Here is a 13,732-nt window from a genome sequence, read left to right as displayed (position 1 = left end):
TGTAAGAGCGAAACCGCCAGTCGCAACACCCAAAAAAACGGATATACACCCAAAACCCAAAGAGCCTGGTCGGCCCAAAGGCCGCCAAGGCCAACCCGAAATCACAAGGAAAAGACAAATCCCCGACAAAATTTCTACATTTTTTCTTTCATGATTTGTCGTGCTGATACGTCTCGTTCTAGAGAGCGCAAAAAAACCACCCCGATCAGACTCTGAAAAGGAGTAATCGCATGTACAACTCGCAACTACCAACGGACGGTAGCCAGGCCCCCAAAGGAGTCTCCATGAGCCCACACGCGAGCGATTTCGGGCAGCGCGTCGAGCGTCACGGTAACGAACGCATCCGCCTGCTGCTGAAAAGTTTCGGGCTGCGCACCAGCCTGATTCGTCTGAAAGTCATCGACGCCCTGCTGGTCGCCGCACAAAGCGAGCGGCGCCTCGGCGTGCGCGGTGTCCACAGCCAATTGCTGGATCTGGATATTCCGCTGTCCTTCCTCAGTGTGCGCGAGGTGCTCAAGCGCCTGTGCGCCGAAGGCGTGATCACCTTCAATGAAGACAAGAGCTACAGCCTGCATCCACAGGCCGCAGCCGTCCTCAACCACGATTGAAGCGTACAGCCATCGCCGTCAAGGCTTGACCTTGCGGCGCATCACGCCGTTGATCACCACCACGATCACCGCCACACCAATGGCGACGAACTGAAACGTCTTCTCTGAAATCATGCCGGCATTTTGCAGCCAGGACAGGCCGAGCATGATGGCCAGGACCGACACGGCGATCAGAATCGAATAAATCAAGCGTTGCTTGTGGGTCATTGCGGCTTCCTGAAACTTTGAAATGTATCCGGTTTGTATCCGCTTGCATGCCATGCACTTACCGTTCTACGGGGATGCGCCGCTGCAATCGGGGTCTTATGTTACAGCCGATGAAGAGTTTTCGCTTCATGACGGCGTAACCATGAGGAATTTTCAAAATGCTGCGTCGAATCACCTGGCTGATTCCCGTTCTTGCCCTGCTGACCCTGAGTGGCTGCATCATCTTCCCCCACGGCGGCTGGCATGACGGTCACCACCGTTATTACCAGGGTGGCCCTGGTTATTACCAACATCGCTAGAACAGGATTGCTCGCCCTGCCCGCTTGCCAATGAACAGACCGTGGCAGGAAAACAACAAGTCAGATCAACTTCAAACAAAGCCCGCCCCGTTGCGGGCTTTTCTGTTTTTGCCAAATGCATTGAGCACAACGCTCTAACTCGCTGCCTGCGCCAAATCCAATCACTAAATAAGTTGCAAGCATTTGAAATCTAATGTCGCAGCAAAACAATAGGTCGGGCGCGCCTGTGCAACTAGTCTCTGGCAACTTCCTTCCACTCACTAACAGGAACGTTTATGCAGAGAACTCTTATACAGATCCGGCCGCAACAAGCGCTCGGATTCTGTTTGGCGATTAGCGCGTTTGAACTTCTGACGTATATGGCCAGCGACTTGATCATGCCTGCGATGTTAAGCGTTACTACCGAACTTGAGGCCGATGTGCGGCATGTACCGAACGCTTTCAATCTTTATCTGCTTGGCGGTGTCTGCCTGCAATGGCTGATCGGGCCGCTCTCCGATCAATGGGGTCGACGGCGAGTATTGTTGATCGGCTGCGCGTTGTTTGCGGTGGCCTGCGCGGGGGCATTCACCATCCAGAGCATTGAAGCTTTCAATCTGCTGCGATTGCTGCAAGGCATGGGCCTGGGTTTTGTTGTCGCGGTCAGTTATCCGGCCCTTCAGGAAGTGTTTTGCGAGGCTGATGCGGTGCGTTTGATGGCGCTGCTCGGCAATATCGCACTGCTTTCACCGTTGGTGGGGCCGCTGCTGGGCATTCTGCTGTTGCAATGGCTGTCCTGGCGCGAAGTGTTTCTGGGCCTGGGCCTGGCCGCGTCGATGGTCTGGCTGGGGCTGTTGGCGTGGATGCCGGAAACCGTCGGCGTCGTCCGTCGAGACGGTCAGATGCAACCTGCCGTACGTTTTTCCTGGCAGCAGACCTGCCGACGTTACCGCGCCCTGCTCGGCAATGGCCGATTCCTCGCCGCCAGCCTCGCACTGGGGCTGATGAGTCTGCCGCTGATTGCCTGGATCGGCCTTGCACCGTTGCTGCTGATCCAGTTGCTCGGGCTCACGCCGCTTGAATATGGCATGTGGCAGATCCCGATTTTCTCTGCGGTGATTGCCGGCAATCTGATCCTTGACCGGTTGCTGATCACGCACGCCTTGCCGCAACTGATCCGCTTGGCGCTCTGGCCTTTTTGCCTGGGGCTTCTGACCCTGATCGTCTGCGCACTGGCTGGCGCGGGACTCGGCCCGGTGGTCGCCAGTCTGGCGCTGTACGCAGTCGGGCTGGGTATGAGCAATGCCGCGCTGTATCGCCTGGCGCTGTTTGCCAGTGATGACAGTAAAGGTCTGGTATCGGCCCTGGTCGGGATGATTTCGATTGCTGTGATGGGCCTCGGCGGCTTGCTGATTGCCACCATCGGCGGTGGCGCACGCCTCGAGCTTTTCGCGCTTTACGCCGCCTTCAGCGGACTGATGTGTCTCCCACTGTTGCAGGGTTTGTTGCAACGCCCCCCCTCCGACTCCGCCTCTGCTCAGTAAAGGAATATTGAATGAATCACTTCCCCGCCAGCGACGCACTTTGCGCGTTGCCACACCCCTATTGCCCGGATTCTGTGCCGGTAGGCCTGTTCGATAAGGCCATGACCGAGATCAGTCGGTTTCATTGCCGGCACACCCCCGGCTACGGCCATTGGCTGAATGCCAACGGCCTCGACGAACAGGACCTGGACAACCTTGATGACTGGTCCCGTCTGCCGCCGATCCTGGCCAACTTTTTCAAACAGCAATTGCTGCTCAGCCCGACCGGGGAGCACGCGCTGGAACTGACATCGTCCGGCACCAGTGGCCAGAAAAGCCGCATGCGTTATGACCCGCGCAGCCTTGCGGGCGCTCAGTTCATGGTCGAGCGGATTTTCAACCATTACGGCTGGCACTCGGCCGATACGCCGTGCAACTACCTGCTGCTGAGCTATGAACCGCAGGGGGCGATCACCTTGGGAACGTCGTACACCGATCAGTTTCTGTGCCGCTTTGCTCCCGTCAACCGCGTCGCCTACGCGTTGCGCAGTAACGGCGACGGCCATCAATTCGATGTGTTCGGCGTCATCACGGCCCTGCAATCGTTCGCCGAAGAAGGTCTGCCCGTGCGCATTTTCGGTTTCCCGGCGTTCCTTTGGCAGACCCTGCAACACATGCAGGCCACCGGCGTGCCTGAGTTGAAACTGCCGGCAGGTTCGCTGGCATTTTTTGGCGGTGGCTGGAAAACCCGGGCCAGCGAGGAAATCCCCAAACAGCAATTGTATGGACGCATCGCCCGGCAACTGGGCATCGAAACCTCGCGGTGCCGCGACGGTTACGGTGCGGTCGAGCACGCGGTGCCGTACATCGAATGTGACCGGCATCATTTTCATGTGCCGGTTTACGCCAAGGCTTACGTGCGCAATCCGCTGGATTTTTCCGTTCAGCCCTATGGTCAGCAAGGCTTGCTGGGATTCGTCTCTCCCTACATTTCGTCCAGCCCGGCACATGCGGTCGTGATGAGCGATCTGGCGACGCTGCACCCCGGCTCAAGTTGCGGCTGCGGCCTCGCCAGCGACTGGTTCGAACTGCATGGCCGTGCAGGCACCACCGCCGGCAGGAGCTGCGCGATGGCCGCCTCCGAATTGTTGGGGAGGCACTGACATGTACCTGATCCACGGAGAGCTTTTCGCCGAAATCGACCTCGACAACGCACTGGCGCAACTGCATCAGACTTTGCCGCAACACCTGAGCACACCGCTGGACAGCGCCATCGTTCTGGCCGCCGCGGCCAACTTTGCGCAGCAACTGCACAGCGCCGAACTGCCGCTGGATGACGAACAGCGCCAGGCGCTGATTGCCTTCTGTCAGCCTCACGCCCTGCAAACCAAGCTTGAACGCGAACTGGGCGATCAGGCCGATTCGTTGCGGCGCGTTGATTATCAGCAGTCGCGCTTTGAACGCTGGAGTCCCCTGGGCCTGGTGGTTCACGTCACCCCGGCCAACGCGCCACTGCTGGCCTGCTGCGCCATGCTCGAAAGCCTGCTGGCCGGCAACCTCAACTGGCTACGCCCCAGCCGCAGCGACCAAGGCCTGACCGCACGCCTGCTGCACGCATTGGTGCAATGCGACCCCAGCGGACAACTACGCCATTACGTCGCGGTGTTACCCGTGTCCACGGCGCAGATCGGTCGTTTGTGCAAAATGGCCAATGGCGTATCGGCGTGGGGTGGCGAAGCGGCGCTGCAAGCGATCCGCCAACAGTTGCCACCCGGATGCCGCTGGATCGATTGGGGGCACCGCATCAGTTTCGCCTACCTGACACCGGACGCGGTCTCGCCGACGGCACTGGAGGCGATCGTCGATGAGGTCTGCCGACTGGATCAACAGGCCTGTTCCAGCCCGCAATGGTTGCTGGTCGACAGCGACGATCCGGCCGCCCTGCAAGATATCGGCTGCGCATTGGCCAAGGCATTCGAGCGCCGTGCCGGGCAGTGGCCGGCGCTGACCCCGACCATTCAGGAAGCCAGCGAGATCACCAGCCATACGCAAATGGCCCGTCTGGGCCAGAGCTTTTCCGGCAGCACCGGGCAAGTCTGGAGCGCGCCGGGCTGGCGGCTGATCTGGAACCATGATCAGTCGCTGGCGCCTTCACCGCTGTTTCGCACGTTGCTGCTCAAACCGCTGCCACGGGCGCAGCTGAGTCAAACGCTGCTGCCGTGGCGCAACGTGTTACAGAGTTGCGCGCTGGTCTGCGGTGAGGCGCAGATCAATGAGCTCGCGCGCGCATTGATTGCGGCGGGTGTCAGCCGGATTACGCCGATCAACGCGATCCACGACGGCTACGACGGCGAGCCCCACGACGGCGTTTACGCACTGCAACGCCTGAGCCGACGCGTGTCGGTCAGCCTCGCGCCGACGCAGTTGCCGGCCCACATGAACCTCGACCAGGCACCTTGCCCGCTGACCCTGACGGGGCTGCCGATCATCGACAAAGCAGCGTTTATCGCGCAACCGACCACCGCAGCGGCGCAGCTGTTTTTCCGTTCCGGCGGCAGCAGCGGCACACCGGCGCTGTCGGGCTTCAGTTACCGCGATTTTCAACGGCAAATGCGCGCGGCGGCCGACGGGCTGTTCGCGGCGGGCCTAGATCCGCGCCGCGACAAGGTGATGAACCTGTTCTTCAGTGGCGGCCTGTACGGCGGTTTCTTCAGTTTTGCCAAGGTGCTGGAGTTGCTCGGTGCGACGCACCTGCCCATGGGCGCGCCGGCCGACGATGATTACCGCGACATTGCGCAAGTGATCATCGAGCAGCGCGTGACTGTGTTGATCGGCATGCCCAGCACCCTGCATCGATTGTTTCTCAACGAGGGGCCGCGTCTGAGTCGTTATGGCGCGATTGAAAAAGTCTTCCTCGGCGGTGAACACATCAGTGATCAGTGTCGCGAACTGCTGCAAAGCTGCGGCGTCGCCAGCATCCGTTCGGCGGTTTACGGCAGTGTCGATGCGGGACCATTCGGACATGCCTGCGCCGCTACCGGTGACGGTGTGTTTCATCTGATGGACGCTATCCAGCATCTGGAAATCGTCGACCTGGAGCAGGACGTGCCTGTTGCTGGCGATGAAGTTGGCCGCTTGCTGTTCACTTCCAAAGCACGTGAAGGCCAGCAAGTGCAGCGTTATGACGTCGGCGACACCGGCCGCTGGCTGCCCGGTGCCTGTCCATGCGGGCTAAGTTCGCCGCGTTTCGAATTGCTGCAACGACACGGCCGGCTGCTGCGCATCGGCAGCGATTTCATCTGTCTCAACGAACTCGCCCGGCACTTGCAAGCGCCGTTTCAGTTGTACCTCGATCACGCTGCCGATGGCCTCGAGCGCCTGCTGATCCGCAGCCCTGGTGAACCCGCAGACATTCTCAGCCGACTCGAGGGCTACTCGACACTTGCAACACTTGTGCGCACCCGACTGCTCACCGTGCAAGCGCAACCCTGCGAACCACAACATTTCGACAGAAACAGACACAGCGGAAAGATACCGCCAGTAATCGACGCGCGCCGTTAACAGCAATCGGCGGCGATGGCCCGAATAATTAAAGAGAACACCATGAATCCAATACCTGAACTGAACAAGTTGTTTGCTTTTGCCCGCGAACATTCAAAGTATTACGCCAGACATTTGCAAAACGTTACACCGCAGACAAGCACTTTGGATGAACTTCCGGTGATCGATCCACAACAATACTGGGCAAGTAGCGACAACTTCGAACAATGGCCAGTATTGACTTCAACGGTCGAACGCGCCTTGGTATTCAAGACCGGCGGAACAACCAGCGCCGGTAAACTATCAGTATTTACCCGCGAAGAGTGGCAGACACTTGTGCGGGACTTCGGCGGCCATCTCGCTGGGCAACTCAGTCCCGGCGACCGGGTGGCGAATCTGTTTTTTGTCGGCGATCTGTACGCCAGTTTCGTTTTTATCCACGACGCATTGGCGCACGAAACAGCGGGGGTTACCGAATATCCGTTTACCGGTGACGTCGACCCTGCGGTGCTGGCCGACTCGATCCGCCAACACCGGATCAATGTGCTGGCCGGCGTACCCGCACAATTGCTGACATTCGCCGGCGTGCTGGAGCGTCAGGCGCGAACCCTGGGTGAAGTCGAGACAATCCTTTACGGCGGAGAAAGCCTGTTCACCGGACAATTGCAGGCGTTGCGCCGGGTGTTCCCCAATGCGCGGATTGCCTCCATCGGCTACGCGAGTGTCGACGCCGGCTTCATCGGCGCCACGAGCCGCGATTGCGCCCTCGGCGAGCACCGGATGCTGGCCAGCCACAGCGTGCTGGAAATCGTCGATGAACACACCGGTGAAGTGATCGAAGAGTGCGACCGAACCGGACGACTGCTGATCACCAACCGAACCCGCCGGCTGATGCCGCTGATTCGCTACCCCGTGGGTGACCTCGCTTGCTGGCGCGAACCGGCCGGCGCGGCGATGCGCAAGTTCGCCTTGCTGGGCCGCAGCGCCAGCAGTCAGCGGGTGCGGGTGAGCAGCCTGACCCTGTTGATCGAAGACATTGCCGGAATCGTTCAGCGCATCACCGCCCGCGACGACTGGCAACTGATCATCAGCCAACCGGCCAGCGTCGATATCTTGTGCCTGAAATGGGTTCCGGATGTGCTCAGTCCTGAAACCGCCCAGACCAACGCAACCCTGCACCGGGCACTGGTCGAGCAGTACCCGCTGATCGCGCAACTCTGCATTGATGAGCAACTTGAACTGCAGGTCGCCGATTGCGCACCCGACGAACTCACTCGCCATCCGCGCTCCGGCAAACACCAACGCGTCGTCGACCAGCGTAGCTACGTCCCCCCGCATGCGGAGCAACGTCCATGGACAAGGTGACGCTGCGCAGTTATCGCCCTTGTGACGCCAGGGCCGTCAGCCGCCTGTTTCGGCAAATCTATGGAGACCACTACGTGCAGCCGCACGTGTATTTGCCGTTGATGATCAACCAGAACCATGGCGACGGTCGCTGGCATTCGCTGGTCGCGGAATCCGGCAAGAAAATCCTCGGCCACGCGACATTGTGCAGGAATCCGGGATCGCACACGGCGGAACTGGCATTGAGCGTGGTACACCCGTCGACTCGCGGGCAGAACATCGCCACGCAATTGGGCATTCGCCTGCTGATCCATGCACAGGCGCTGGGTTGCCATGGCGTGACGATCAAACAAGTGACGCAGCATGCCTACACACAACGCATGGCCGACCGACTGGGTTTCTGCAGCACGGGACTGATGCTCGACTATGTGCCCTCGCCGTTTGGTGAATCATTGCCGGAGTCCATCGTCATCGGCTACACGCCAATCGACGGTTATCGGCGTCCGCTCCCGGCGCTGCCATGGCCAGACAGCTGTCGCGACTTCATGGAGCATTTGTGCAGCGTATACGGAACGCAAGAAAAGGACGCGCCCTGGGTGGGTCCGCCCCTGCATGTCGAACAATGTTCCGGGCGTTATGACGTAATGCTGAAACAAGTTGATAGCCGTTTGCTTAAACAGCTACGAGAACTGCCACGGCACTGGATGGTCTCGATCCGGCTCAGGCTGGCAAGCGGTTTTGCCGAAGCCGTGGACAGCCTGTCGGCGATGGGTTTCGTGTTCACCGGGATCACCCCGGATGATCGCAGCAAGGGGTGGCTGGCGCTGTTTCATCGCGGCTATCAGCCTCGTACGCTGGAGCTGCGCTGCCCGCACATCCAGCGCCTGCATGATCAGGCACAACAGCAAATTGCCCGTCAGACGTCAGCACATTCCTGAACCAAAGCCGACACCACGACCAGCCCGCTCACGCCTTGAGCGGGCTATACGACCGAGGCTTACGCCTTGGCTTTGACGCCCTCGTCGACCGGTTTCGGCGCGTTGCCTTCACCGTAGGTCTTGAGGTTCTGCAGCACATAGATCGCTTTCTTGAACTCGGGAATCAGGCTCTTGCCATAGGCATTGCCATTGAGACCATTGTTCTGGATGGAATCCAGTTGGGTCGCGAAATACTCCAGGGCGTTGAACTTGGCATCGATATCCTTGACCACGCCAAAACGGTCGAACTTGTCCCCGGCGTTCTTCAACGTAAGGGACGTGATCTCGGAGATCAGACCGCGGCTACGCAGCATCTCGCTCAGATTGCCCAATTGTTTTACCGAAACATTCGCAGGGTCAAAGCCCTTGATCGCCTTGCGCATGCCCTGCTTGTCCATTTCAGCGGTATTCAGCGCGGTGGGATTGGTACCGACCAAAGTGAGCATCTGCTGCACCTTGACGCTCTGGGCCACTTGTTTTTTCGCGCCGGTGTTACGAACCATAACCCCTGCTTTGCTCTCCCAGCCGCCGACAATACCGATCGTCATGAGAAGACTCCCTGTGAAATGAACATAAAAAATATCCGTGTTGAACGGCATTAATGGGCGCGAGTATCGGCGGGCGAACTGATGGCACCAACCTCTTTCTGCACATTTTTACAATTCTCGTACATTCTCGATACAAAAGCTCCATGGCCCGCAGAATCTGCGCCAAAGCTGTCATGACAACGTCATGAAAATCGCTTTTTCAGTTATTGGCGTGCACTGATCAGCGCTTGTGTATCGATCTCGATACTGGCCAGTCGTCGGCATCACTGCTTTTCAGCACGTGCGTACCTAAAGCTTCCTGCTGCGCCGACGATACGCTGTCGACACCCGCACTTTTTTACCCTGCCCCTAATAAGAAACGCTGCTCAAGGACCGGTCTCCATGCCCGCATTCCGCACTATTCAGGCTCGCTACACGCTGTTTCTGGTTCTGTTCATCCTGCTGTTGTCAGTGCTGACCGTGGTTGGCATAAGCCAATTGGTCGCCCCCAAGCTGCGTCACACCGAAGAACAGGTCGTGCTCAACCGCATCGCCGAAGTGGCCGAGCAGATTCAGGGCGAGTTGAACAAAGTGCAGGCGCAACAGCGCAGCATCACCCAGACTATCCCGTTGCTCGACAGCGCCGCCATCGACACGGTGTTGCCAGGTTTGGTCGATCAGTACGGCGAGCTGAAAGTATTCGGCGGCGGGATCTGGCCTCTGCCAGGGCAACGTGAAGCCGGGCGCAACAAATTCAGCACATTCTGGCACCGCGACGCCTCTGGCAAACTGGCCGTGAACACGTTCTGGAACAGCGACGCAGCCCCCAACTATTACGACCAGAGCTGGTACAAGGGCGGCATGACCACACCACGCGGTCAATGCGCCTGGGCGGCGGCGTACAAAGATGACGCCAGCGCCGAGCCGCGCACCAACTGCGCCATGGCCATCCAGAAAAACGGCAGTGCCTGGGGCGTGTCGACCATCGACGTCACACTTGGCTTCTTCAACGATCTGGTCGCGCGCAAGGAAAAAGACCTTAACGCCGAGATGCTGATCGTCGAAGCCGACGGCAAGATCATCAGCAACAGCTCGCGCATCAGTGGCCCGATCGTGCTGAAGAACATCAGCGAACTGGCCGGCACATCGACCTTCGCCAGCCAGGTCAAAGCCGGGCTGCAAAATCGCGATCAGGCGCAGCGCATCGAATTCGATAACAACGGTGAAGCCAGCACGTTCTTCATGCGTCCTATCGAAGGCACGCCGTGGTTCCTCGCCACCGCCCTGCCGACGAAAATGCTCACCGCCCAGCGTGATGACGTCCTCAGCACCTTGAGCCTGTTGCAGATTCCGCTGGTGATCCTGCTGGTGTTGTTGCAGGTCTACGCGATTCGCCAATTGGTGCAACGCATGAAAGCGTTGAAATCCAACATCGATTTGCTGTCCAGTGGCGATGCCGATCTGACCCGGCGCATCACTATTCGCGCCGAAGACGAACTCGGCGCCATCGGCCACTCGGTCAACACCTTCATTGCCTACCTGCAGAACATGATCGGCGAAGTCACCCAGGCCACCGGAGCCATGGCGTCCAGCCTCGACAACCTGCAACGCACTTCGGCGCATACCAGCCAGATCCTGCTGCGTCATGCCTCGGAAACCGATCAGACCGTTACCGCCATCACCGAGATGAGTTCGACGGCAGAAAGCGTTGCGCAGAATGCCGCCGAAACCGCCGCGTTTACCCAACGCGCCAACGAAAACGCCGACCGTTCCCGCGTGGTGGTGGGTGAAGCGACCAACAGTGTCGTGGCGCTGATCGATGAAGTGGCCAGCGCCACACACAAAGTCGAAAACATGCAGCAGGACGCCCAACGCATCACCGAAATTCTCGGGGTGATCGGCGCGATTGCCGGGCAGACCAACCTGTTGGCGCTCAACGCGGCCATCGAAGCGGCACGCGCCGGTGAACAGGGCCGCGGTTTTGCCGTGGTCGCCGATGAAGTCCGCGCCCTCGCCGCGCGCACCCAGGCCAGCACCTCGGAAATCAACGAGATGTTGACGCGTTTGACTCAAGGTGTGAGTTCGTCGGTCAGCGCCATGGAAAACACCCAGGCCAGTTGCCAGTCCGCCGCCGACGCCACCGCACGGGTCAACTCCGGTCTGGATGAAATGGCCGGCTCGGTCAGCCACATCAACAGCCTCAGCACGCAGATCGCCACCGCTGCCGAACAGCAAAGCGCGGTGACCGAGGAGATCAACCGCAGCATGGTGCAGATCCGCCACATGGTTGATGAGCTGGTGCAGAGCGGCAAAGCCAGCGAACTGAATACCCATCAATTGCTTGAAGCCAACAGCCGGGTGAGCGCGATCATGGGACGTTTCAAAGTACGCTGATCCCAGCAGAGATTTCTGCCTGTCACATAACCCCTGTGTGGCTTGCCAGCGATGGGGCCCGGTCAGACACAACCTCATTGACTGACCCGCCGCCATCGCGGGCAAGCCCGCTCCCACAGGGGGCGACGGGGTTCATACAATTGTAGGCTGACAACATTGTCATCTCGCGCTCAGCAACCTGTCAGCGTTGATCTACGATCATCCTGCCCGTCCGCCTTGCAACAACTGGAAACATTGCGTTGATGCCCGGCGGGAAAAACCGGTCAAAATGCCTGCTTTCCGATCGTCACCCGAGCCGAGAATCCGTTATGCGAACCCATCTGCGTCTGGCCGCCCTGAGCGTCCTGTTCATCTCCTCCCTGGTCCAGGCCGCCGATCTGATCCCGATCGAAGTCCACCGCGACGCCAATTGCGGCTGCTGCAAGAAATGGATCAGCCACCTCGAAGCCAACGGCTTCAAAGTCGAAGATCACGTCGAAAGCGATATGAGCAGCTTCAAGCAGCAACATGGCGTACCACCGCGTCTGGCCTCGTGCCATACCGCGATCATCAACGGCAAATTCGTCGAAGGCCATGTGCCGGCGGATCAGGTGTTGGCCCTGAGCAAGCGTGACGATCTGCTCGGCGTCGCCGCACCGGGCATGCCGATGGGGTCGCCGGGCATGGAAATGGACGGCATGAGCGATGCTTATCAGGTTATCGGCCTGAAGAAGGATGGCGCTGACGTGGTCGTGGCGGACTACCCGGCCCATTGATCGGCGCGGCTTACGGCGGGCTGTTCTTTGCCGCGTTCGGTGCGGCAACCCTGTTGCCGCTGCAGTCCGAGGCGTTGCTGGTCGGTCTGATCGTCAGCGAGCGTTATTGGCTGTGGGGGCTGCTCGCGGTGGCGACGCTGGGCAACGTACTCGGCTCGCTGGTCAACTGGTGGCTGGGCCGTGGCCTCGAGCGCTTTCAGGATCGGCGCTGGTTTCCGGTCAGCGCCGCGCACATGGCCAGGGCGCGCAAACACTATGAGCGCTATGGTCACTGGTCGTTGCTACTGAGCTGGTTGCCAATCATTGGCGACCCTCTGACACTGATTGCCGGCGTGATGCGCGAACCGCTCGGGCGGTTTCTGTTGATCGTCACCCTGGCCAAAGGTGCGCGTTACGCCGTGCTGGCCATGCTGACGGTGGGCTGGCTGGGTTGAACGATCGGGTGCGGGCATTGCCTGTGTTTAACGTCGGCATAATCCAATCATTCCAGCATCGGCCGATTTCAAACGGAGTTTGACCTTATGTCTGTCATGTTTTCCCGTTGGCTCCCCGGCCTGTTCCTCTGCGCCGCCCTGCCCCTGTCGGCGCAAGCCGCGACGTCAGACGAAGCCGCGCCGGAAGGCCCGGCCTACGGCCCGGAACTGCAAGGCTTCGAATACCCTTACACGCTTAAACACTTTGCCTTTCAATCCCAGGGCAAATCCCTGCAGATGGGCTACATGGATGTCGCCGCTCACGGCAAGGCCAATGGCCGCACCGTGGTGCTGATGCACGGCAAGAACTTTTGCGGCGCAACCTGGGACAGTTCGATCAAGGCATTGAGCGAATCCGGTTACCGGGTGATCGCGCCGGACCAGATCGGTTTCTGCACATCCAGCAAACCCGACCACTATCAGTACAGCTTCCAGCAACTGGCGACCAACACCCAGCAGTTGCTCAAAGCACTGGGCATTCAAAAAGCCACGCTGCTCGGTCACTCCACCGGCGGCATGCTCGCCACCCGTTACGCCTTGCTGTTCCCTGAGCAGGTCGAGCAACTGGCGCTGGTCAACCCGATCGGTCTGGAGGACTGGAAAGCCCTCGGCGTGCCCTATCGCACCGTGGACCAGTGGTATCAGCGCGAACTGAAAGTCAGCGCCCAGGGCATTCGCGATTACGAACGAACCACTTACTACGATGGCCGCTGGAAACCCGAATTCGATCGCTGGGTGGACATGCTCGCCGGACTGAGCAAAGGCCCGGGCAAGACTCAGGTCGCGTGGAACTCGGCATTGATCTACGACATGATTTTCACCCAGCCGGTGTACTACGAGTTCAAGGATCTGAAGATGCCGACCCTGCTGTTGATCGGCACGTCCGACACCACGGCGATCGGCAAGGACCTCGCATCGCCTGAGGTGAAAGCGAAAATCGGCCACTACGACGTGCTCGGCAAACAAGTCGCCAAGCTGATCCCGCAGTCGACGCTGGTGGAGTTTCCCGGCATGGGTCATGCGCCCCAAATGGAAGAGCCGGCGCAGTTCCACAAGGCTCTGCTCGACTGGCTGAATACATCCAATCCCGTTCGTTGATGAGGTAA

The 13,732-nt window shown here is 59.5% G+C and carries 12 protein-coding genes and 2 pseudogenes; 12 read left to right on the top strand and 2 right to left on the bottom strand.

Annotated features, from left to right (window positions below; genetic code table 11):
• The first annotated feature begins 230 nt into the window (after positions 1–230).
• The gene (locus QZR14_RS26120) at positions 231–608 is read left to right on the top strand and encodes a fe2+ zn2+ uptake regulation protein (RefSeq protein ID WP_095050747.1); all 378 of its coding nucleotides are present in this window, start codon (positions 231–233) and stop codon (positions 606–608) included.
• A gap of 18 nt (positions 609–626) precedes the next feature.
• On the opposite strand, the gene QZR14_RS26115 is transcribed toward QZR14_RS26120, so the two are convergent.
• Positions 627–815 carry a hypothetical protein gene (locus QZR14_RS26115; protein ID WP_038363103.1) on the bottom strand — a complete coding sequence of 63 codons (189 nt, stop codon included), beginning with the start codon at positions 813–815 and terminating at the stop codon, positions 627–629.
• A gap of 158 nt (positions 816–973) precedes the next feature.
• Here QZR14_RS26115 and QZR14_RS26110 point away from each other — a divergent pair, with 158 nt between their 5' ends.
• The 6 genes from QZR14_RS26110 to QZR14_RS26085 all read left to right on the top strand — a co-directional run bounded on the left by QZR14_RS26110 (position 974) and on the right by QZR14_RS26085 (position 8,438).
• Positions 974–1,114: a hypothetical protein gene (locus tag QZR14_RS26110; protein WP_250604991.1), complete on the top strand. Its 141-nt coding sequence runs from the start codon at positions 974–976 to the stop codon at positions 1,112–1,114.
• A 275-nt stretch (positions 1,115–1,389) separates the two neighbouring features.
• Complete coding sequence (locus QZR14_RS26105; RefSeq protein ID WP_311998111.1) at positions 1,390–2,637, top strand: MFS transporter; 1,248 nt, start codon at positions 1,390–1,392, stop codon at positions 2,635–2,637.
• An 11-nt stretch (positions 2,638–2,648) separates the two neighbouring features.
• Positions 2,649–3,779: a LuxE/PaaK family acyltransferase gene (locus tag QZR14_RS26100; protein WP_250604987.1), complete on the top strand. Its 1,131-nt coding sequence runs from the start codon at positions 2,649–2,651 to the stop codon at positions 3,777–3,779.
• Position 3,780: 1 nt separating this feature from the next.
• Positions 3,781–6,177 (top strand): acyl-CoA reductase, encoded by a 2,397-nt coding sequence (locus QZR14_RS26095; RefSeq protein WP_311998110.1) that lies wholly within the window; start codon positions 3,781–3,783, stop codon positions 6,175–6,177.
• A gap of 42 nt (positions 6,178–6,219) precedes the next feature.
• The gene (locus QZR14_RS26090; protein WP_311998109.1) at positions 6,220–7,521 is read left to right on the top strand and encodes an AMP-binding protein; all 1,302 of its coding nucleotides are present in this window, start codon (positions 6,220–6,222) and stop codon (positions 7,519–7,521) included.
• Positions 7,509–8,438 (top strand): GNAT family N-acetyltransferase, encoded by a 930-nt coding sequence (locus QZR14_RS26085; RefSeq protein ID WP_311998108.1) that lies wholly within the window; start codon positions 7,509–7,511, stop codon positions 8,436–8,438. The genes QZR14_RS26090 and QZR14_RS26085 overlap by 13 nt, the downstream gene beginning before the upstream one ends.
• A gap of 59 nt (positions 8,439–8,497) precedes the next feature.
• On the opposite strand, the gene QZR14_RS26080 is transcribed toward QZR14_RS26085, so the two are convergent.
• Positions 8,498–9,025 carry a hypothetical protein gene (locus QZR14_RS26080; RefSeq protein ID WP_250604979.1) on the bottom strand — a complete coding sequence of 176 codons (528 nt, stop codon included), beginning with the start codon at positions 9,023–9,025 and terminating at the stop codon, positions 8,498–8,500.
• A gap of 381 nt (positions 9,026–9,406) precedes the next feature.
• Between QZR14_RS26080 and QZR14_RS28180 the strand changes: the two are divergent.
• The 5 genes and pseudogenes from QZR14_RS28180 to QZR14_RS26060 all read left to right on the top strand — a co-directional run.
• A pseudogene (locus tag QZR14_RS28180) lies at positions 9,407–10,537 on the top strand (HAMP domain-containing protein); the annotation flags it as partial.
• Between the two features lie 333 nt (positions 10,538–10,870).
• Positions 10,871–11,398 (top strand): annotated as a pseudogene (locus QZR14_RS28175) (methyl-accepting chemotaxis protein); the annotation flags it as partial.
• Between the two features lie 308 nt (positions 11,399–11,706).
• The gene (locus QZR14_RS26070; protein WP_311998106.1) at positions 11,707–12,153 is read left to right on the top strand and encodes a DUF411 domain-containing protein; all 447 of its coding nucleotides are present in this window, start codon (positions 11,707–11,709) and stop codon (positions 12,151–12,153) included.
• Positions 12,153–12,587 (top strand): YqaA family protein, encoded by a 435-nt coding sequence (locus QZR14_RS26065; protein WP_311998112.1) that lies wholly within the window; start codon positions 12,153–12,155, stop codon positions 12,585–12,587. Before QZR14_RS26070 ends, QZR14_RS26065 begins: the two co-directional genes overlap by 1 nt.
• An 87-nt stretch (positions 12,588–12,674) precedes the next feature.
• Positions 12,675–13,724 carry an alpha/beta fold hydrolase gene (locus tag QZR14_RS26060; protein WP_311998105.1) on the top strand — a complete coding sequence of 350 codons (1,050 nt, stop codon included), beginning with the start codon at positions 12,675–12,677 and terminating at the stop codon, positions 13,722–13,724.
• The last annotated feature ends 8 nt before the right edge of the window (positions 13,725–13,732 follow it).

This window comes from Pseudomonas sp. rhizo66 (assembly GCF_031931925.1).
GTDB lineage: Bacteria > Pseudomonadota > Gammaproteobacteria > Pseudomonadales > Pseudomonadaceae > Aquipseudomonas.
The sequence above is the reverse complement of the archived record's forward strand: the minus strand, read 5'-3'. Positions and strand labels throughout refer to the sequence as shown.